This is a genomic window from Methanolobus sp. ZRKC2, from assembly GCF_045291185.1.
Taxonomy (GTDB): domain Archaea; phylum Halobacteriota; class Methanosarcinia; order Methanosarcinales; family Methanosarcinaceae; genus Methanolobus.
Window position 1 is genome coordinate 1827464 of the sequence record NZ_CP146980.1, and the last position, 19990, is coordinate 1847453.

Genomic DNA, 19990 nt, shown 5'->3' on the forward strand with positions numbered 1-19990 from the left:
CAATTATTTGTGGTTAGAAACGAGAGCACTTATCATGTTACGATCTTTCTTCAGAGTCCTCAACTGATCCGCAGGACCGATAACCGTAAGTCTCGACTTGGTAGTATTCTTTTTCAATAACTTACCCAGGAAAGAGGTATCTACCTCTGATGGGTAGCTCTCCATCTCAATACCCGAAAAACCGTCAGGTTCGATAAGTGTCATTGTCATTTCAATAAGACTGGCTTCTTCTTCGGGACTCAGACCCTTCTCAAGGACCAGTATCTTACCCTCTTTGACCTCATCAATAATGAATCTGACCTTTTCAACAGGAGTCATTTCAGCAAGCCTGTGTTCCGATATCAAATCCATCTGGAAACCTTGCATCATGATCACCCAAACCTCTTTCCAATTTCTTCGTAGAAGGTATCTATGTTCTTTCCTTCAAGAGCGGATATAGCAACCATGGGGTGTTGTGGGAAGGCATCCCTGATAGTAGAAGGAGATGATTCAGGCAGGTCCACTTTATTGGCGACTATCAGAAGAGGAAGACTGCGAGCCTCCATATTGCCAATAACTGTCACATTAACCTGAGTGAAGGGATCTTCGGTCGCATCCATAACAAGAATAACACCATCCAGGTTTTCAAGCCACTTTACGGCTTCTATGACACCTTCGGTGGCCTCTTTTGCACGCCTTTTGGACTCGGCTTCATCCATACCCTGCTCCATGAACTCATGGAAATCGATCTTTGTAGCGAGTCCCGGAGTATCAATAATATCGAGGGTAATAGAGTTGCCATTGGTCTTTATGGTCACACCTTCCCTTCGCCTTGCCCGCCTAGTCTCGTGTGCAACATGGGAGACAGAACCCATCGCATCACCTGTCCAGTCCCTTAGAATCCTGTTTGCCAGAGTAGTCTTCCCGGCATTTGGAGGACCATATATTCCAATACGTGCATTCTGTTTATTAAACAGTTTTTTGAAGAGGTCTGCAAAATTCTTTTTAAACCTTTTTATTACGCCCATTCATTCCCTCCGTGCATCGGATTAGGATTTTTGAACCTTATTCCTAGTATAAACAATCATTTGCATATATTTGTTATTATATATGCCTGCCCCAATAATAGAATTTTAAGACGGCGGATCAAGTTTTCCTGTTAATTCCGGCTTCAAGTTCTGTGATCATTTTTGTCTTGCCATTGCGGAGTTTATTGCAATTTCAGCCACGTTCGCACCATAATCGCCGGTCCTGTCAATACTGTCAATTACCGTACCCATAGCAACTATAGCCTCACTTGACTCCAGTTTCAAGCTGGCTTCATTCAGTTTTGTAATCAGGGGAGAAAGCTTTTCGACCCTTTCAATAACCTGGTTGGCAAGATCAACATCCGAATTATAAAGGGAATCAATGGCATCTTCTACAATCTTGCGGGAAAGGTCACTTGTTTTTTCGACCATTGACATGATGTCTTCAGGTATGTTATTTTCCAGGGAGAACGTGACCCTTGCTATTTTACGTGCGTGATCTGCGATACGCTCAATTGGACCTGCAGCCATTCTTAGATCGTGATATTCATCTATAGACGTATCTGCTGCATCCGGCAATTTGGCCCCCCGCAGCACGGCCCTGTACTGCTTGGCAATCAACAGGAACAAGCGGTCAACATCGTCATCCCTGTGGTCTATATCAAGTGCAAGGTCATTATCAAGAGTTTTAATTGCCCTTATCGCATCCATATGCATGGAGTTTGAGATCAGGAACATGCGACGAACGCTTTTCTTAATGGATATCTCATCAGGATTAAGCAAATCCTGAATGACAACCTTTTTTGCAGTCTCCTCAATAATTTCCGGTCCTATCAGTTTATAGCACATTTCCCGGATTATATTCTTTTGATCTGCAAGTATGCGATCAGCCTTGATCTCAATTATATCGGAACCTACAAGATAAGCTGCAATGATATCTCTTTTAAGGACGGCATCCATCCTTCCACTGACATCGATTGTGCATCTCTTGATAGGAGGAGAATCATGAATGGGATCTATAACAAGTTTACCGTCAGGTTGCGGGTGCAAGGTGATCCTGCTTCCTGTTTTAATTCCAACTTTATCCGCCCAGGGTTTCGGAAGAGAAATTATATATGTAGAACCACCTGTCTGCTGAACTTTTCTTGTTTCTATTGTAATCCCTCTGTAATAATCGTTATTTCGACGAATATATAGAACACCTAGTACTATATATAGGTGTTCTTTTGATGGGGAGAGCAATATATAATAGATATCCATATTATATTACATGAACAATATAAAAATAAGTCCAAAAGATATTCCTCTTTTGAGAAAGATATTACCTCTTGTGTGTCTTACAATTCCATGGGAATTCTATTACTATACTGGCGACTATTCAAAAGGATGGGGAATCAAATTCTCTGTCCTTTATGCAAATTTCGACAGCCAGTATGGGACTCTTTTTGTAGATATTGTGAAGCAAATGACACTGCTTTCCTATGGAGGATTCCTACCTTCACTAAGAACAATCACCTGGTTTATAGCAGCTTTAATGTGCATTGCAATTGTATTGTATGAGCTTTTCAGGGAAAACATGGAAATTAAACTGAGTATCAGAACCACTGGAATAATACTGCTTGTTTGTGCATTCCTGACATTGATAAGTTCGGCTGCAGTATGGAACAGTTCTTTCAAGAGCATCCCGGTTGCCCCGATCTTCTTTGCATTAAGCAGCTATTTGCTCCTCCAAACAAGCAGGACCAAATATTCCGAAAAAATCCCTGAATGCAAGCATATGGATTCCTAACAGAAAATATTATACTCCCCGGAACCGATTCTGACACCAACGACAGCTTTCGATGAGTGGTTTGATGAGAGAATAAGAAGTGCAATGGATTTCCATCCTAGCTGGATATCAATGCTTTCATCAAAATTGACTTCCATGTCAAAGACAGCTTTTATTTTTGACATAAGTTTTCGGGCAAACCCGAGGACATGCTCTCCATCAAAAAAGGACACAGATTCAAGCACAGCAGCCAATACTGAATGGAGGTCTTCCAGAGAAAGGTCTTCTGCACAATCGACACCACAAAAATGCATACTTAGTCCTTTTGAATCTACCCAGTAGCAAGAACCTTCATTTCCTTTAAGATAGACTAAGTCATGATTCAGGCAATTTTGATTGAAATCAAAAGTGATCTCAAGATCCGATCTTCTCTTTTGAAGAAGAGCCGCTTTGGAAGGGAGATGGTTATTTTCACCCGAAGTTGTATAAACAGGAGCCATTTTTACACACATTTCTTTCACCTGAATGTATAAACAGAAGCCATTTTTACACACAATCCATATGCGGAAACAGAAGCTTTTCAAAATTTCTTTTTATTGAATAACGTCTGCTGATGATTATATAATTTATTCATTGATCTTTAGAATATATATATTAATCTTGAGCTAAGATTAGTTTAATAATATAATAAAATTAACAAATATAATATTTAAGTCCCAAAATTATTTATATAATAGAAGTATATACAATTTGTAAATTAAGTCAGGCGAGCAACAGGAACTCAAAAAACGTAGCTTGGGCCGCCTTAGTAAGAAAAAACCCTATTTTTTCTGATCAGGGATAGTTATATCTATGAACTAAAATTAGCTTAATGATGTAATATTATACTGAATAAATAATATTACGGCGTTTGTGCCATTTGCTATTATGAGTTCGAATGGCCTGATAAACCTACCCCAGTTCTCAGTCAATAAATACGCACTGAACAACCTATTTAACGACAGAAGAATAGCCACACTTCACCTCCTGAAGAGCTCCCTGCTTGTTTCGATCTCAGGTGCTTTTCGAATATATATTGCCTTTCTGCTCATCCAGGCAGAATACATTGCTTTGCACTGTGTTGCAGGAGCACTGATCATATACGCTGTTTATACCCTGGACAGAGCAATGGACACTGAAGAAGACGCCGTCAACAGAACAGAACTCAAAGGAGCGTCTAATAAAACAGCACTTTTGATATCGTTACTATGCTTTATCATAGGAGCTTTAATTCTTGCTGCAGGCGGACTGTTGGCAATTGCTTTTCTCCCACTTGTTACAGGTTATCTTTATACCAAAGGACTAACAGTGGGAAAATTCAAATTAAGGCTCAAAGGTAGCATGGGAGTCAAGAACACAATCGTAGGACTTACATGGGGAGCATTTATTGCAGGAATTGCAGGTGCATCGTCTGGAAATGTTCTGCCAACCCTTTTAGTATTCCTTTTCTTTGGAACCAAGCTTTTCGTCAATTCTGCAATATATGATTTCAAAGATGTCAAAGGTGATTTCCTGGCAGGAATTAAGACATTACCTGTCACACTGGGAGAAAAAAGAACGAGGAAAGTCCTGCTGTTAATGCATTTTGTTTCACATGCAGTGCTTATTTTTTTCCTGCTGAACGGAACTATTGGTTTTGAGCCGGTCATACTGCTCTATAGTCTGCTTGCAGGCATATTGACAATCAGGAACTTTACAAGACCTGTAGAAATAGAAAGCAAGGCCAGGCAAACAAAGAGACTCTTTCTCGTAGATGGAGAATCAAGCTCAATCGTAGGTCTGAGAGCAGTTTCTGGAATTGTTCTTTGAGGAGATATCAAATTGAAGTGACTCGACGAGACAGCTTTCTGTAGTGCTCGAAAAGGTCATTTCCCCATTTAATAGCCGAAGTATCATAACCAACCAGATCACTACGGGGATCATAGGAACCATTGGAAAAGAAGAGCGACAGGGAAAAGAAATAATCAGTAACCACAAAAGCAAGTCTAACATCCTCGATAACATAAAGTTCTGAATCGGAGGATTCAAGATAGATTTCCAGCTTTTCCCTGTGCTCCGTTGCGACCTTGGAAAAAACATTTTCCGTCAGTATAAGGGAAGTGGAAACATTGTTATTGACAAGCTCGACAAAAAAATCAGGATAAGTAGGAATAAAAATAGAAGATACACCTTTTAGCACACGGGATTTGTCAATATTCTCTTTGAATACCTTGTGTGATTCATAGATATTTTCAATGCTGTCTGCGACTACATCACATTCAAGAAGTTCCGACAGGTTTTCAAGCGAAGTTTCAGGAATATCATCAAGCATGTGTTCTTTCCAGAAAGTCTCATTCTTCTCTATAGTGCTCAATATATCCAGAAACGGTGTATAATGTTTCAGTATAGCTCTACCAATTGGCGTGATAGAGTAGACTTTGTCATCCTTGGAAATTAAATTTGAGTTCTCCATCTCTTTAAGTCTTGGGAATATCTCGGGCGAAGATACATCAAAATATTCTTTTATGTCGGAGAGATTTCGTGGTTCTTCCGCAAGCAAAAAAAGAATATCCTTGCGTTTTTCTGAATAAGTCAATATGCTTAACAATCCTTTTGATTTTTGATATCACTTTAACCACATCATTTCACTTGAAACTTAAAATCCGACCAGATAAAGTATGTTACTGTAGGAGAACGGAAGTTCTGATGGCTTATATACTTTATCAACGAAAAAAACTAAATAAATACCTCAAACCGTTTTTGAGTGTACCTGAAGTCCTTGATTTTCATAAGAATCAATTTAATAACTTAGACTAAAAATTAATGAAAGCAATGTTCCCGAAATAGGAAACACAGCATTCAATGAAGGAAATGCCTCATTCCGGTGAACACCAGAGAAACACCCAGCCGGTTAGCCGTTGATATCACTTCATCATCCCTGATGGAACCGCCTGGTGAAAGAATATACATAATACCATTTTCAGCGGCATGTACAATACTATCATCAAAGGGGAAGAAAGCATCTGAAGCCATTACACACTTCGAGAGGATCTTTTCACAATACTCATCAAAAGACATATCCGGCTTTTCACGCTCATAGATAACAGCCAGATTTTCCCTGGCCTTGGTGGCTGCAAGTTTCCTGATAGAATCCACCCTGTTGGGTTGTCCGGCTCCCATGGAGAGCATCATGTAGCATCCATCGGCATACTCAAAGGCAATGGTAACAGCATTCGATTTAACACACTTACATGCATGAAGACAGAATTCCGACAGAGGACGTAGCTCTTCAGGATAAGGTGTTTCTGTAACACAATCCCATTTTTCATATATGCCAATATTGCGGGCCTGTTTCAGCATCCCACCCAGAACATACTTATAAGTGTCCTGAACCTCAAATTCTTCATTCAATTCCGGCATTTCAAGAAGTCTCAGGTTCGCACTCTTATTTTTCAGGTATTCAAGAGCATCATGCTCAAAGCCCGGTGCAAGGATAATCTCGACGAATTTTCCGTTGAGGAACTGTGCAGATTCAAGGTCAAATACGGTGTTCGTACATATTATACTGCCATAGGCAGATATTGGATCACCATCCCATGCCGATCCGAGTGCCTGGAGAAGCGAATTTCCTGTTGCAAGTCCGCATGGATTATTGTGTTTTACAATTACAACTGCAGGTTTATTATGACCCAGTTCCTTGACTGTCTGCAGAGCATTATCAGCGTCAATATAATTATTATAAGAAAGTTCTTTTCCATGGAGCTGCTTCGTATTTGCAAGACTTGGACCGGAAACACCTACCTCTTTGTAGAATTTAGCATCCTGGTGCCAGTTCTCCCCGTATCTGAGAGTTACACCGTCATTGAAATTCATGCGAAGGACTTCCTCACCAAGCAACACTTTGCTAAGATAGGTATCGATGTTTGCATCATAATCTGCGGTATGCCTGAAAGCCTTGACAGCAAGTTTTTCCCTTGTCTTCTGGGAAACGATACCACTTGAACGTATTTCCTTTAGGAGGGAACCATAATCTTCAGGGTCACAGACCACTGATACAGAGCGATAATTCTTTGCAGCCGACCGCAGCATGGCAGGTCCGCCGATGTCAATGTTCTCGATGGCATCTTCAAGGAGGACACCTTCTTTCGAAACTGTTATTTCAAAGGGATACAGGTTCACTGCAACGAGGTCGATTAGTTCGACATTTACTTTTTCAGCTTCCCCCATATGGTCGTGATCGTCTCGAACACAAAGAATGCCACCATGTATCATAGGGTGAAGAGTCTTTACTCTCCCGCCCATCATTTCCGGAAAACCGGTAACTTCTGCAACATCTGTTACCTCCAAACCAGCTTCACGAAGAATACGTGCCGTGCCACCGGTTGAGATAATCTGTATGTCAAGTTTTTCGAGTCCACGAGCAAAATCCACAATACCGGTCTTATCAGAAACGCTGAGCAGTGCTCTTTTTACCAAAAAATCACCGAGTTAGATTCGCATCAATCATGTATAAGGTTTCTGGTCGTATAACAGTAAAAATAAAAAAATATATAGGAGAAAAATGCAAATACTGCCTTTTGTGATCTCAGGAATTAAATTTGATCACCGGACACACATCAATGCACTTTCCGCAATGCGTACAGCCCTTGCCTATCACAGCAATTCCTTTTTTCAGGCGAATTACGTTACCAGGACATTTTCCGATGCATACACCACATCCACTGCAAAGAAGTGCCCTGCGAATCGAAAATTCAACCTTCCTCATTAAAGACCTTGCCTTCTTATCAGTATCACTGCGTGCTGTCACTGTCCCGGAAGCAAAGACCTGGGCACGATCCTCATCCTGAAGCAGGGAAACCACACCTTCCATATATGCGGTCTTGCCAACAGCTTCCAGCATTCCTGTGTACTCCAGCTTTTCCAGATCGATAGCGGTATCAAATCCACCTTCTGCGGAGATACCACCCTGTTTACATGGGCGGTAACCTGAAGTAACACTGAAACTCAATTTCCCGGTACCACTGCTTTTTGGAACAAGGTTTATTCCCTTTTTCTTCGCAATCTCCTGCAACTGTGGAGGAAGTTTTTTCCAGCGCCAGAAGCCATGTTTAACCCATTCATCTGACAGGCCCATACGCTCTGCATAGGAAAGCAGGTAATCATTGAGCCTTTTTTCCATTTCCGGATGAGTTTCTTTTAGCCGGATCAGATCAGCCACCGAACACGAAGGACAGAGCCAGCAACCTATGCGGTCAAAACCATTCTCATACATCGGATTGTAGAGAAGCTTGTGCTTGAAGATGTACAACCATACGTGCATAGCTGTCCAATTCTGTATAGGCGCTGCTGCAACCTGATTACCAACCCAGGGATTTTTCCATACGCTCTCACTTTTGGCACGCGTATTAGACTCGTATTTTCTCTGGCCTATGAAAGTAAGGCATCCGTCATCGTAGTTATCATTTATGAGCTGTGTTATGGGACCCAGCTTACATACTTTACAACACCAGCGGACTTCAACGCTTGGAGGACCGAAATTATCAATGGAGTTCCAGAATGCTTCTCCCGAGCTGATAGACTTAAGCGGTTTGTCATAATGATTGGCAACATCAGTTGCGTTTTGCACTGTTTCAGGGAATTCGATACCCGTATCTGCGAACAGGAGCTCATAGTCATCAAGACATTCACTTACAAGATGCAGCACAGCAAGGCTGTCCTTACCCCCGGAATATGATACAGTTACAGGGCGATCAATTGAGGAAGCGACATTTTTTATGAACTTATGGGAACGCCTGACAAATTCCTGCAAATAATTCTCATTGGCAGCGACAGCATCATCCCATGTACGACCACCATCCGGAACTGTGACATCGGCAGGAGTTTCCTTGAACCTGACCTTTACGGCAACACCTTTGCCCCTTTCAAGCATGCGGGAACCATGCATACGAGCACGGCCTGTTGCCAGTACTTTTCCCTCATGGGTCAGCACTACAACTTCATCAGCTTCCTTTATCTGAGAATCGGCATCATTTATGCCGGGAGCTAACACGCTTGCACCACCCAGAATGAACTTCTCGGCACCTTCATCGATGACCACCCAGTTCTTCAGGGAAGCTCTGTCAATGCTATTGAATATGCGCCTTGCACCGTTAATTCTGAGTAAAAGTGCCCAGCGGAGATGTTCGATCTCAAAACGAATGTTTCCGAGTACCTCACCATCAACGATAATTTCGTCCATACGGTCATCATATGGAGACTTGTTCAACACCACCAGACGATCGTCTGCTATGAGAGGAGCATTGAACTGTTCTAATGCAACAGAATTTATCAAGTCTATCTCATACTTGAATGCAGGACGGATGTCCCCCGGAGGAGTTATTGTCACATGCTTTGTAGCTTTTCCGCAGGAACATTCTTTTCCAAGTACAGGGACGTTACAGGAAGGACACCAGTAAAGGAGCAATTCACCAAGATACAGAGGTTTTGACATTGTACGACCTCAAGAGTCAATGATTAAATAACTTTTGGGTACTAACGGCCTGTATATCAAAAGAATTTGGATGCAAGGGAAGAACGGACCTTGCACATTTCCAGGTAAGTACAATCATCACAAAGGGAACTTTCCTTCCTGTCAGGGAGGGAACCATCCTTTATTTTTCTTACTCTCCCCAGAATCTTCAATACTTGTCTCCGATCATCCGGACGGACACTGACATTCCTTATATTACCATGCCTGGCATAAACCACGATACCGGATCGAACAGGATTATCACCGCTTTCTTCCATAAGTATTGCAAGGGAAGCAATATGCAGCCGATCGTTTTTCCAGACTCCTTTTTCCGGGCATCGGCCCGTTTTGATAATCAGAGGGGATAAAGTGCCACCTATATCAATAACACATCCGGGTATACCGCTGAAAGCAAGCTTTTCCGAATGGAAAAGACACCCCGGTTCAGAGAATATCAATTGATTACGTAATTCATCTGCCGTTTCATCATCTATGAAATAAGATAGATTCTGAGATATTTCGCTGAAACAGGACCGTACACGGGAAATGGCTTCTTCCGTTACATCGGAACTGATACCTGCAAGTTCTTCCGGATAGATGATTGCCAGTTCTTCATTTATTCCTGAGAGCATTGTTTCCAGGTAAACTAAGATGTCATCGTCTTTTGACGAACATGTTTTCAAGAGATCAGAATAATTCAGGCCTACTTCCTTCAGGATCAGATGTTCAATGTGGGAAAACGTGCTTATTGGGAATGTTTCATGTCCACGGCAGGAGTAATAAACTTTCCTTGGACACAAGAGATATAATACGAGTTCAGAAACATTTACCTTAATTTTCTGATTTTTGAGAAACATATTTTTATAGTGGATACAGAACATAGTATATATAACCGAATGATTAGTAACAAATCCGGTTATTACATGATCGTCAATTAACGAACTTGTATTCGTTAAATATATATGTGAATCTATCCTTAGGAAAATAAAGCATGAAGGAAGACGAATCGCATGAAATGATTCGCCGGCGTCTTGCAGAAAAGATGGCAGGCGAGATTACCCTGTCTGAAAAGCCTGGCGAGGCATTGAAGAAATGGCGGTTGAACTTCGAGATTGCCCAGACAGACCTTTCAGGTTACCTGGGTGTTTCACCTTCGGTCATCAGTGATTACGAAAGCGGCAGGAGGAAATCTCCCGGTACGCTTATTGTTAGCAGGATCGTCGAGGCTCTTCTCGAAATAGACGCACAGCGAGGAGGACAGAAAATTCATGCTTATGAGGGGATGCTTTTCACAGAGAAAACATCAAAAGCCATTTACGCTACGTACGAATACACCTTTCCCATGCAGATGGCAAAGCTTGCAAGCCTTGTTGAAGCTGATGTCGTTCATAAAGGCATTGAAAAGCCACTGTACGGGTTCACGGTCGTCGACAGTAAAAAAGCAATTCTTGAACTTTCATCCCATGAATTCCAGAAACTTTACGGATGGAGCACAGAACGAGCATTGATATTTACAAAAGTAACCACCGGAAAATCGCCGATGGTTGCCATTCGAGTCACAAACCTGAAGCCAGGAGCCGTTGTTATACACGGCCTGCGTGGAAGTGAAGTAGACCTTATGGCAAAAAAAATGGCAGAAATAGACAGGATTCCTCTTCTTGCAACAACGATGGACATCGATGAAATGGTAGAAGCACTGAAAAAATACAGTGATTACCAAATTATGGAATAGTTCTAAGACTAAAACAGATCAGAACGGTGTTAATATGAGTGTAGGGATAGTCTCATACGGTGCCTATATTCCTAAATATAGGATCAAAATAGAAGATATCGCCCGCGTATGGGGAGACGATGCTGAAATTTTAAAAGCGGGATTAATGGTTAATGAAAAATCAGTTCCGGATGTTGATGAAGATGCAGCTACCATTGCAGTTGAGGCTGCAAGATCTGCAGTTAACAGAGCCGGGATCGATGCACAGAGAGTGGGTGCGGCGTATACAGGTTCGGAGAGCCATCCGTATGCAGTAAAGCCCACAAGTACAATAGTTGCCGAGGCAGTAGGTGCTACACCGGTGTTAACTGCTGCAGATTATGAATTTGCGTGCAAGGCAGGTACCGCCGCAATCCAGACATGTATGGGATTGGTATCCTCAGGTATGATAGACCTGGGACTTGCCATCGGAGCTGATGTAGCCCAGGGAGCACCCGGGGACGCGCTTGAATATACAGCTGCTGCCGGCGGTGTGGCATATGTTATCGGTAATAAGGAATCAGAACTTGCAGCTATTATTGAAGATACATATTCATTTACAACAGATACCCCGGACTTCTGGAGGCGTGAGGGAATGCCGTATCCGGAACACGGAGGACGCTTTACAGGGGAGCCAGGATACTTCAAGCATGTGACGAATGCTGCAAAGGGACTTATGCAGAAGATAGACACAAAACCTGAAGATTACGATTATGCAGTATTCCACCAGCCAAACGGCAAGTTTCCGTCACGTGCAGCTTCAATGCTTGGATTCAGTAAAGAGCAGATCAAGCCAGGGCTGGTCGTCCCAAGGCTCGGAAATACATATTCCGGCTCCTGCATGATGGGTATCGCAGCGACTCTGGACCAGGCAAAACCGGGAGACAGAATCTTTGCAACAGCCTTTGGATCAGGTGCAGGTGCCGATGCTTTCAGCATCACAGTCACCGACAAGATCGATGAGATACGCGACAATGCTCCCAAAGTAGAGGAATTGCTTGCAGATCCGATATACGTTGACTATGCAACATATGCAAGATATAAAGGAAAGATCAGGCTGGCGTGAGGTGAGAAAATGAGAGATGTTGCAATCATCGGTGTGAAAAACACTAAGTATGGAGAACAGTGGGACCGCTCCTTCAGGGACCTTGTTGTGAAGGCAGGTGTCGGTGCCGTTGAAGATGCCGGTATTACCGGTGATGAGATAGACTCCATGTTCGTCGGTAACATGAGCGGTGGACAGTTTGTGGAGCAGGAGCACATAGGTGCGCTTATTGCAGATTATTCAGGTCTCGCGAAGAACTTGCATGTACCTTCTACCCGTGTGGAAGCTGCATGTGCTTCCGGCGGGCTGGCACTGAGACAGGGAATCTATTCGGTGGCATCCGGCATGGATGATATTGTCATTGCGGCCGGTGTAGAAAAGATGACAGATGTGCCCTCAAATAAGGCCTCTTCCGCTCTGGCTGCTGCAGCTGACAGGGAATGGGAAGGTATCATGGGAGCAACTTTCCCCGGACTGTATGCTATGATAGCAAGGATGCACATGCACAAGTACGGCACTACCAGCGAACAGCTTGCAGCCGTTGCAGTCAAGAATCACCACAATGGCCAGTTCAATCCGATAGCACAGTACAAGAACAAAATCACGATCGAATCCGTACTCAATTCTATAATGGTCGCAGATCCTCTGCATATATTTGACTGTTCACCAATTACTGATGGTGCATCCGCAGTCATACTTGCACCTGCGGATATAGCCCATGAGTACACGGACACACCTATATATGTCAAAGGTACCGGCCAGGCAAGCGATACCATTGCACTGCATGACAGGAGAGATATTACAACTCTGGACGCATCTGTGATGGCAGGCAAGCGTGCATACGAGATGGCTAAGATGGGACCAAAGGACATTGACCTTGTGGAGGTCCATGACTGTTTCACTATTGCGGAAATATGTGCTATTGAAGATCTTGGATTTGCAAAGAAGGGAGAAGGCGGGACTGTTACACAGAACGGCGAGACAGCCATCGGTGCAAGGATACCCGTGAACACTTCCGGAGGACTCAAGTCATGCGGACACCCCGTGGGAGCCACCGGTGTGAAGCAGGCTGTTGAGATAGTAGAACAGCTTCGCGGAGAGGCAGGTAAGCGCCAGGTTGAAGGAGCAGAAGTAGGAATGACCCACAATGTGGGTGGATCAGGTGCAACTGCTGTTGTGCACATTTTCTCGAGGAACAGGTGATCACGATGTCAGTACCAAGATTTTGGAGAAAGCAAATCGCCAGGTATAATCTGGTAGGTACGCACTGCAAACAATGCGATGAATATTTTTACCCGCCACGCAACATGTGTCCCGGATGCAGGCGTGAAGGAGAAATCGAGGATTTCAAGTTCAGCGGAAACGGAGAGCTTGTGACATATACAGTGATCCATACCGCAGCAGAAGGTTTCGAGGGAATGACACCCTATGTACTTGCCATTGTCCAGCTTGAAGAGGGTCCAAGGCTTACTACCCAGGTAGTAGGCGAAGCAAAAGATATGCACATAGGCATGAAAGTCAAGCCTGTGTTCAGGAAGCTCGGTCAGAGCGGTGAGCGCGGCATGATATACTATGGTACAAAATTCGTCCCGGCATAAATGATAGAAATAGAAGTAAAAGCCCGTGCCGATCACGAGCAGGCAAAAGAGTTGCTCTTTGGCATGGGTGCTGAGTTTTTGGGTGTCCAGCACCACTGTGACACCTACTTTAATGCCCCGCACAGGGATTTTGCAAGCACAGACGAAGCCCTGAGAATACGCTCTGTCAACGGCAGGTCCGTAATGACTTACAAGGGTAAGAAACTGGATACCATATCCAAAACACGCGAGGAATTCGAAACTCCGGTTGACGGCGCAAACAGCCGCAGTATCCTGTTGGCCCTGGGTTTTTACGAATCCGGAATAGTCCGGAAAACACGGGAGATATTCAGCTACGAGAAGCTCATAATCTGCCTTGACAACGTAAAAGACATCGGCGAGTTCATCGAGGTTGAAATCACCGCCGAATCGGACGTTGAATTGCATACAAAAAGGATATTCGCCTTCCTGGAAAAATTCGGGATAGGGGAAGAGGATTCTATCAGGACTTCTTATCTTGAGATGATGCTTGGGTAATAGGTTTACAGAGGACTGTAGACTTTTAAAGTTTAATTCTTTGTTTTTATTGTAAACAACCTGCCAGAAACCAGCACATGTTGATGCATAAAGACTAATTTTATGTTTCAGGAGTTTCTATTTCAGGTGTTTTGATTTCAGGAGCTTTTTCATCGGAAGGAGTGTGGAAGCTTAAACTGATTTTTCCTGTCAGTAAACTAAAAGCGATGAGTACACATCCAATTACAAACAGGTAAACTGAAATATCCAAGTATGTAAAATCGTTGCAACAAAGAAAACATAGGTTTAGTGCAATATTGATTACAAATATGATGCCAGCGATCACTAAATACTTTGAAGTTTGTATCAATACTTGCTTGTAATCTTTATTATGCAATTTTATTTTTGGTTCTTCAACAAGTGGATTCAGCAATGTTGAATGTGTAAAGTTTAAAGTTGCAAAGGTGATTCCCAGTAAGACAGCAGAAGTCGTGAACAAAGAAAGAGATAAAGAAAAACTATTTGCTATCATGTCCTGCCTCCATCAACCAGCCCGTATTTTCTCAGACTTGCCCATGCCTCATCATACAAGGATAAATCAATTTGTGGTTTTGTTTCCATTAAGTACTGGCTTATTGTATCATCCTCAAGATCAGGATTTTGATGCTTCAACCAGTGCATGGAAGCAAGTAATTCTAAATATTGCTGATCATCCTTCTTTTCCCCTATGAACTGTAAAAATTCCTTGAATCTTGATTCTACTTTTTCGTCCACAAACCTGCTAGGTATTAAATCCCGGTAACTATCCTTTAAATCGTATCCTATCTTGGTTAGATCAGGGGAGTATGGTCCTCTTTTATACCATGAAAATTTACCACAGTCAAGATTTACACCTACAAAAACCTCAATTAAATAGACCGTTTTTTGGAAAATTAATCGGTTTTCAAATGAATCCATATTAAAATTTCCAACTCTCTTCAAAATGCTGCCAAGATATGCAACCTTTTCATGACCCTTCATTCCAACCACTTCGTTAAAGTCATTACATTGCATATAATACATTTGTCACCAAAGTGAAAGTAATAATCCAAACATTGCTGCATCTCATGGTAATATTTCTTTATTCTTGATACTGAAAAAATGATAATCTTATATGAAGAGCCTCAAAGAATTGAACATAAGTATAAAACTAAATTTCAAGAAAAATCAAAATTCGGATGGACTCTCAAAGCCCACCCTCAGCAAAAAAGAACTAAAAGCCGGGTTTACCTGATACAGGAACCCGGACCCATTTCCTTATCGGTAGTCAGCAAAGACACCCGCTCACCTGCATCCGCTGCCAGAAGCATTCCCCTGGACTCGACACCGCAGAGTTTCACAGGCTTTAGGTTGACAAGCACGTTCACGATCTTACCTACCATCTCTTCAGGTTCGTAGTATTCTGCAAGACCTGCAACTACCTGTCTTGGCTCCTCATCACCGATATCGACTTCCAGGCGTAGTAGTTTCTTGGATTTCTTGATCTTCTCAGCTGTCACGATCTTGCCGACCCTGATATCAAGTTTAGCGAAGTCATCGTATTCAATTTCGTTTTTGTATTCCATAATTTCTACTTCCTCAATGCCTGCTTCCTTTGCCATTGCATCCTTTATGCGCTTTGCAGATATCTTTTCCATCTCCGCAATCTTGTCGTCCTCAAGCTTGGTGAACAGGATATCGGGCTTTGCCAGTTTTGTACCGCTTACTACAGGAATAGTTGCTTCCTCGTAAGTCGCCGTGTGGACATCGGATTCCATGCCAATCTGCTTCCAGGCTTTCTCCATGCTACCCGGGGTCATGGGTTCGAAAAGCAGTATCAATGCCTTGGCGAGCTGTACGCAGTTCTTGATGACCCTGCCACAGGCCTCTTTGTCTTCCTTGATAAGCTTCCAGGGTTCGTTTGACTGGAAGTATGAATTACCGTATGATGCAAGGGCCATTGCCGTATCAGCAGCCTTCTTGAACTCATAGTCCGCATTTGCCTTTACCACTTCTTCTACAGTGGAACTGATCTTTTCCATTACCTCAGGGTCAATGTCACCTTCAGGGATTTCACCGAAATTCTTGAAAGCAAAGAGCAGGTTCCTGTACAGGAAATTGCCCAATACACCCACAAGCTCGGTGTTGATCTTGTCCTGGAATATCTTCCAGGAGAAATTGACTTCCTTTGTATGTGAAGTATAACTTACAAGGTAGTATCTCAGAAGGTCAGGATGGAAACCATGATCCAGGTAATCCTCTTCTACCCATACCACATAACCGCGGCTCTTTGAGAAAGTCTTGTCCTCGATCTTCACCATGCCTGATGCAACAACTGCAGATGCCTGGCTGTAGTCAGCTCCCTTGAGCATTGCCGGCCAGAAAATACAGTGATGGTAGATGATGTCACCTCCAATGAAGTGAACTATCGGGCAGTCACCCTTCCAGAACTTCTCCCAGTCTCCACCGGTAGCCTCTGCCCATTCTTCCGTAAATGCAATGTAACCGATGGGAGCATCCACCCATACGTACACAACAAGATCGTCATGTCCGGGGAATTTCACACCCCATTCAAGATTTCTTGTAATGCACCAGTCCGTAAGCTCCTGTTTTACCCATCCAAGTGCATAATTACGCGCATTCAGGGTTCCGCCAAGGTGTTCCAGGTGATCAAGCAGGAAGTCATTGAATTCCGAAAGCTTGAAGAAGAAATGTTCCTGTTCCTTATACTCAGCAGGGCCTCTGCATATAGTACATACAGGTTCCTTGAGCTCCCCGGGTTCTAAGTGCTTGCCGCATCCCTGATCACATTCGTCACCACGGGCCTGCTCTCCGCAGTGGGGACATGTACCTGCAACATACCTGTCAGGCAGGAAACGGTCACATTGAGGGCAATATGCTATCTCTATTATCTTGGGGTAAACATAGCCTTTCTCGATAAGCCTATCAACAATATCCAGTGTACGCTTGTGGTTTGTTTCATCATCTGTAGTCCCGAAAGCATCGAATTCCACTTCCATTTTCTTGAATACCTCGTCGAAATGGACGTGGTACTTCTGGACAAGTTCTTTAGGTGTAATCCCGAGCTCTTCGGCATTCACAACGATCGGAGTTCCGTGAGTATCGGAACCACAGACAAAAGTTACTTCCTGTGAGTTCTTTTTAAGGGATCTCACATAGATATCAGCGGGAATATATGTTCTTAGATGGCCAACGTGTGCTTTCCCGTTGGCATATGGAAGACCGCATGTCACAAGTACGGCCTTTTCGGAAGGAATATCTGGCATGTATTTTCTCCGTTATGGCTATGGTCAGTATATCTGATGTTGATTGCCTGCAATTATAAAATATATTTCGCTTGCAAAACACACAAGCTTTTTCAACATTCAGGCTCATTTTATATAGAGGATGGAATTTACTGATGAGCGGAAAATATCCTGATAGCAGAGAGGGATCTTCGGATGATGCCGAATATCATACATATCCCTATTCTTATGGCGAAACCGGACAGGATGGGCAGGGCCAGCACAACACCTTTGAAGAGGAAAAAGAAGAGCCGGTAAAAAAAACGAATACATCAGCCGGTGGGCAGGCAACAGTATCTGAAAAGGATATGAACCAAAATAGCAACAGAGAGAACAATTCATCCCCTCCTGATGTTCCTTATAGCGGTAAGGCACCTGCATCAGGAAAAAAAAGTCGTAAATGGCAGTACTTAGCAATCGTGGCTGTTCTTTTACTTATCATCGGATCGAGTTTCATTATCATTTTCCAGGCTTTCAGCGGTGAACTTTATTCATCGAGTGACAAGATAGCAGTCATCTATGTCCAGGGAACCCTGGTTAGCAGCAGTGTGCCAGGAGGCCTTGGATACGCAACATCCGAAGACATAGTTGAAAGTATCCGGGAAGCAACCGCTGATGAAAATGTAAAAGCCATAGTGCTGCGTGTTAACAGCCCAGGAGGCTCATCTACCGCAGGAGAGGAAGTATACTCCGAAGTAAAAATGGCTAGCGAAAGCGGTATACCCGTGATTGTATCTATGGGTGATCTTGCAGCCAGTGCAGCTTACCACATATCCTCGCCGGCAGACCTTATAGTTGCCAATCCGTCCACAATGACAGGAAGCATCGGTACCATATGGATGTTCCAGAATCTTTCGGGATTTTATGATCAGGAAGGAGTCGACATTTACGTAGCAAAGTCAGGAGAGTATAAGGACATGGGCGGTACATGGAGGGGACTCACAGAAGGAGAAAAAGAGTATGCTAACAGAGTCGTCGCCCAGGTATACGGTAACTTTGTGGAAGATGTCGCTGAAGGCAGAAATATGAACGTCGGAGAGGTTAAGGACATTGCAGACGGCAGAATCTATACGGGAGAGACAGCCCAGGAACTGGGCCTCGTAGATGAAATGGGTAACTTCTATTATGCCCTCGACAGGGCAGCTGAACTGGGAGGAATAGAAGGCGAGCCAACTATTGTCTATGTGAACAGGCCAACACTGTCAAGCCTGCTCTTCGGTTCAGAGGCTGGTACTTCAGTAGCAGTTCAGGAATTCCTGAGCTATTACGAAGAGAGCCCATATGGCCAGTTAATCTGAGATAAAATGCCTTTCACACCATTCCATCTCGGACCCGCCTTTCTTCTGGGGGAGATATTCGAAAAGAAAATTTCCCTCATTTCAATTCTTCTGGGAAGCACCGTTGTAGACCTGAGAGCAACATACTGTCTCTTTGCCGGATGCCGGCCCCTTCACGGACCACTGCATACATTTTTGGGTGCAACCACAGTTGCTTTTCTACTATCATTGCTGCTGTTTTCGCAAAGGAAATGGCTGCAAAGAATCACTGATAAATTGAAGATAGAACAGAAATATTCATTCATGTCTTTACTGGCAGGTTCTCTCATAGGAACCTGGAGCCATGTGTTTCTTGATTCTTTTCTTTACACGGACATCAGGCCATTATGGCCTCTTACAGCAAACCCTTTAGCTGGAATGTCGGCATCAGGCACAATTTATGCACTTTGTCTGCTCTCATTCCTGCCTGCAATAGGGATTTATTTCCACAGGTACCGGAAAAGACAGCATCACCTTTCATTCTCTAAAAATAAAATAGAAGCAGAATCCTCCTGAGCTTCATCGAAGGCCTGCACATTCCTGATGCCTGAAGCATCCTATAACATGATCATTGACCATTCCCACAGCCTGCATGAAAGCATACATTATAGTGGGCCCGACAAAATTGAATCCCCGTTTTTTCATATCTTTACTTATCTTTTCGGATAATTCAGTCTTTGCAGGGACATCAGACATCGATTCCCAGGAATTCTGTATGGGTTTACCATCCGGCAGAAACGTACTGAGATAATTATCAAATGAACCGAACTCATTCCTTACTTCAATGAATGCTTTTGCATTACTGACTGAAGAAAGTACCTTCCTCCTGTTTCTTATGATACCTTTGTCCTGCAGGAGTTCCTCTACCTTAGTCTCATCGTAAGCTGCAACCTTGTTGTAATCAAAACCATCAAAGGCCTTTCTGTAGTTCTCCCTTCTCTTGAGAATCGTATCCCAGCTAAGTCCTGCCTGCGCTCCTTCAAGTATCAGGAACTCAAACAATTTCCGGTCATCATGCTCGGGCACACCCCATTCGGCATCATGATACTCTATTTCATGCTCGTTCATCTCAGCCCATTCACATCGGGTTTCCATATTTTAAAAAAGACAATCAAACGTTTTATATTTTCTTATTTCAAATTTCATATGACAAGAGAATATC

Annotated in this window: 21 protein-coding genes; 9 read left to right on the top strand and 12 right to left on the bottom strand. The window is 43.2% G+C overall.

From position 1 onward, the window contains the following. Positions 1-3: 3 nt before the first annotated feature. The 3 genes from V7O62_RS08640 to V7O62_RS08650 form a co-directional block, all read right to left on the bottom strand. On the bottom strand, positions 4-366 hold the full coding sequence (locus tag V7O62_RS08640) for a DUF2073 domain-containing protein (protein ID WP_406658274.1): 363 nt from the start codon (positions 364-366) through the stop codon (positions 4-6). A 5-nt stretch (positions 367-371) separates the two neighbouring features. Then, the gene (locus tag V7O62_RS08645; protein ID WP_406655901.1) at positions 372-1007 is read right to left on the bottom strand and encodes an Era-like GTP-binding protein; all 636 of its coding nucleotides are present in this window, start codon (positions 1005-1007) and stop codon (positions 372-374) included. A gap of 156 nt (positions 1008-1163) precedes the next feature. After that, positions 1164-2267 (bottom strand): PhoU domain-containing protein, encoded by a 1104-nt coding sequence (locus V7O62_RS08650; protein ID WP_406655902.1) that lies wholly within the window; start codon positions 2265-2267, stop codon positions 1164-1166. A 10-nt stretch (positions 2268-2277) separates the two neighbouring features. Between V7O62_RS08650 and V7O62_RS08655 the strand changes: the two genes are divergently transcribed. Beyond that, the gene (locus V7O62_RS08655) at positions 2278-2796 is read left to right on the top strand and encodes a hypothetical protein (protein WP_406655903.1); all 519 of its coding nucleotides are present in this window, start codon (positions 2278-2280) and stop codon (positions 2794-2796) included. Here V7O62_RS08655 and V7O62_RS08660 read toward each other — a convergent pair. Then, entirely contained in the window at positions 2793-3287 is a 495-nt protein-coding gene (locus tag V7O62_RS08660; protein WP_406655904.1) for a hypothetical protein, read from the bottom strand. The genes V7O62_RS08655 and V7O62_RS08660 overlap by 4 nt on opposite strands. Positions 3288-3702: 415 nt before the next feature. Between V7O62_RS08660 and V7O62_RS08665 the strand changes: the two genes are divergently transcribed. After that, positions 3703-4623, top strand: a complete 921-nt coding sequence (locus tag V7O62_RS08665) for a UbiA family prenyltransferase (RefSeq protein WP_406655905.1) — start codon at positions 3703-3705, stop codon at positions 4621-4623. 7 nt (positions 4624-4630) lie between these two features. Here the strand turns inward: V7O62_RS08665 and V7O62_RS08670 are convergent, their stop codons facing one another. From V7O62_RS08670 to V7O62_RS08685, 4 genes are all read right to left on the bottom strand, one after another. Next, on the bottom strand, positions 4631-5389 hold the full coding sequence (locus V7O62_RS08670) for a helix-turn-helix transcriptional regulator (protein ID WP_406655906.1): 759 nt from the start codon (positions 5387-5389) through the stop codon (positions 4631-4633). Between the two features lie 263 nt (positions 5390-5652). Then, positions 5653-7269, bottom strand: a complete 1617-nt coding sequence (gene purH / locus V7O62_RS08675; RefSeq protein WP_406655907.1) for a bifunctional phosphoribosylaminoimidazolecarboxamide formyltransferase/IMP cyclohydrolase — start codon at positions 7267-7269, stop codon at positions 5653-5655. 109 nt (positions 7270-7378) lie between these two features. Beyond that, a complete protein-coding gene (locus V7O62_RS08680; RefSeq protein ID WP_406655908.1) occupies positions 7379-9283 on the bottom strand; it encodes a phosphoadenosine phosphosulfate reductase family protein in 1905 nt (634 codons plus the stop codon). A gap of 56 nt (positions 9284-9339) precedes the next feature. Next, entirely contained in the window at positions 9340-10158 is an 819-nt protein-coding gene (locus tag V7O62_RS08685; RefSeq protein ID WP_406655909.1) for a Dna2/Cas4 domain-containing protein, read from the bottom strand. A gap of 134 nt (positions 10159-10292) precedes the next feature. On the opposite strand from V7O62_RS08685, the gene V7O62_RS08690 reads away from it, so the two are divergent. The 5 genes from V7O62_RS08690 to cyaB are packed head-to-tail and all read left to right on the top strand — an operon-like array spanning position 10293 to position 14210. Beyond that, a complete protein-coding gene (locus V7O62_RS08690; protein WP_406655910.1) occupies positions 10293-11033 on the top strand; it encodes a helix-turn-helix domain-containing protein in 741 nt (246 codons plus the stop codon). Positions 11034-11067: 34 nt separating this feature from the next. Next, complete coding sequence (locus V7O62_RS08695; protein WP_406655911.1) at positions 11068-12117, top strand: hydroxymethylglutaryl-CoA synthase; 1050 nt, start codon at positions 11068-11070, stop codon at positions 12115-12117. 9 nt (positions 12118-12126) lie between these two features. Then, positions 12127-13299 (top strand): thiolase domain-containing protein, encoded by a 1173-nt coding sequence (locus V7O62_RS08700; protein WP_406655912.1) that lies wholly within the window; start codon positions 12127-12129, stop codon positions 13297-13299. 5 nt (positions 13300-13304) lie between these two features. Continuing rightward, a complete protein-coding gene (locus V7O62_RS08705) occupies positions 13305-13694 on the top strand; it encodes a Zn-ribbon domain-containing OB-fold protein (protein WP_406655913.1) in 390 nt (129 codons plus the stop codon). Further along, a complete protein-coding gene (cyaB, locus tag V7O62_RS08710) occupies positions 13695-14210 on the top strand; it encodes a class IV adenylate cyclase (protein ID WP_406655914.1) in 516 nt (171 codons plus the stop codon). A 100-nt stretch (positions 14211-14310) separates the two neighbouring features. Here the strand turns inward: cyaB and V7O62_RS08715 are convergent, their stop codons facing one another. From V7O62_RS08715 to metG, 3 genes are all read right to left on the bottom strand, one after another. Next, on the bottom strand, positions 14311-14721 hold the full coding sequence (locus tag V7O62_RS08715; protein ID WP_406655915.1) for a hypothetical protein: 411 nt from the start codon (positions 14719-14721) through the stop codon (positions 14311-14313). Then, positions 14718-15209, bottom strand: a complete 492-nt coding sequence (locus V7O62_RS08720; RefSeq protein WP_406655916.1) for a hypothetical protein — start codon at positions 15207-15209, stop codon at positions 14718-14720. Before V7O62_RS08720 ends, V7O62_RS08715 begins: the two co-directional genes overlap by 4 nt. A 245-nt stretch (positions 15210-15454) precedes the next feature. Next, a complete protein-coding gene (metG, locus tag V7O62_RS08725; protein WP_406655918.1) occupies positions 15455-17494 on the bottom strand; it encodes a methionine--tRNA ligase in 2040 nt (679 codons plus the stop codon). 134 nt (positions 17495-17628) lie between these two features. On the opposite strand from metG, the gene sppA reads away from it, so the two are divergent. Further along, complete coding sequence (gene sppA, locus V7O62_RS08730; protein WP_406655919.1) at positions 17629-18810, top strand: signal peptide peptidase SppA; 1182 nt, start codon at positions 17629-17631, stop codon at positions 18808-18810. 6 nt (positions 18811-18816) lie between these two features. After that, positions 18817-19344 carry a metal-dependent hydrolase gene (locus tag V7O62_RS08735; protein ID WP_406655920.1) on the top strand — a complete coding sequence of 176 codons (528 nt, stop codon included), beginning with the start codon at positions 18817-18819 and terminating at the stop codon, positions 19342-19344. A gap of 3 nt (positions 19345-19347) precedes the next feature. Here V7O62_RS08735 and V7O62_RS08740 read toward each other — a convergent pair whose 3' ends face one another. Next, on the bottom strand, positions 19348-19923 hold the full coding sequence (locus tag V7O62_RS08740; RefSeq protein ID WP_406655921.1) for a DNA-3-methyladenine glycosylase I: 576 nt from the start codon (positions 19921-19923) through the stop codon (positions 19348-19350). Positions 19924-19990: the final 67 nt, after the last annotated feature.

What these genes read in the sequence shown, in the direction of transcription:
- V7O62_RS08660 (WP_406655904.1), bottom strand. Translation starts at nt 3,287, where the DNA reads ATGTGTGTAAAAATGGCTCCTGTTTATACAACTTCGGGTGAAAATAAC.
- V7O62_RS08720 (WP_406655916.1), bottom strand. Translation starts at nt 15,209, where the DNA reads ATGAAGGGTCATGAAAAGGTTGCATATCTTGGCAGCATTTTGAAGAGA.
- V7O62_RS08640 (WP_406658274.1), bottom strand. Translation starts at nt 366, where the DNA reads ATGCAAGGTTTCCAGATGGATTTGATATCGGAACACAGGCTTGCTGAA.
- sppA (WP_406655919.1), top strand. Translation starts at nt 17,629, where the DNA reads ATGAGCGGAAAATATCCTGATAGCAGAGAGGGATCTTCGGATGATGCC.
- V7O62_RS08690 (WP_406655910.1), top strand. Translation starts at nt 10,293, where the DNA reads ATGAAGGAAGACGAATCGCATGAAATGATTCGCCGGCGTCTTGCAGAA.
- V7O62_RS08685 (WP_406655909.1), bottom strand. Translation starts at nt 10,158, where the DNA reads ATGTTTCTCAAAAATCAGAAAATTAAGGTAAATGTTTCTGAACTCGTA.
- metG (WP_406655918.1), bottom strand. Translation starts at nt 17,494, where the DNA reads ATGCCAGATATTCCTTCCGAAAAGGCCGTACTTGTGACATGCGGTCTT.
- V7O62_RS08655 (WP_406655903.1), top strand. Translation starts at nt 2,278, where the DNA reads ATGAACAATATAAAAATAAGTCCAAAAGATATTCCTCTTTTGAGAAAG.
- V7O62_RS08715 (WP_406655915.1), bottom strand. Translation starts at nt 14,721, where the DNA reads ATGATAGCAAATAGTTTTTCTTTATCTCTTTCTTTGTTCACGACTTCT.
- V7O62_RS08645 (WP_406655901.1), bottom strand. Translation starts at nt 1,007, where the DNA reads ATGGGCGTAATAAAAAGGTTTAAAAAGAATTTTGCAGACCTCTTCAAA.
- cyaB (WP_406655914.1), top strand. Translation starts at nt 13,695, where the DNA reads ATGATAGAAATAGAAGTAAAAGCCCGTGCCGATCACGAGCAGGCAAAA.
- V7O62_RS08700 (WP_406655912.1), top strand. Translation starts at nt 12,127, where the DNA reads ATGAGAGATGTTGCAATCATCGGTGTGAAAAACACTAAGTATGGAGAA.
- V7O62_RS08705 (WP_406655913.1), top strand. Translation starts at nt 13,305, where the DNA reads ATGTCAGTACCAAGATTTTGGAGAAAGCAAATCGCCAGGTATAATCTG.
- V7O62_RS08665 (WP_406655905.1), top strand. Translation starts at nt 3,703, where the DNA reads ATGAGTTCGAATGGCCTGATAAACCTACCCCAGTTCTCAGTCAATAAA.
- V7O62_RS08740 (WP_406655921.1), bottom strand. Translation starts at nt 19,923, where the DNA reads ATGGAAACCCGATGTGAATGGGCTGAGATGAACGAGCATGAAATAGAG.
- V7O62_RS08735 (WP_406655920.1), top strand. Translation starts at nt 18,817, where the DNA reads ATGCCTTTCACACCATTCCATCTCGGACCCGCCTTTCTTCTGGGGGAG.
- V7O62_RS08680 (WP_406655908.1), bottom strand. Translation starts at nt 9,283, where the DNA reads ATGTCAAAACCTCTGTATCTTGGTGAATTGCTCCTTTACTGGTGTCCT.
- V7O62_RS08695 (WP_406655911.1), top strand. Translation starts at nt 11,068, where the DNA reads ATGAGTGTAGGGATAGTCTCATACGGTGCCTATATTCCTAAATATAGG.
- V7O62_RS08650 (WP_406655902.1), bottom strand. Translation starts at nt 2,267, where the DNA reads ATGGATATCTATTATATATTGCTCTCCCCATCAAAAGAACACCTATAT.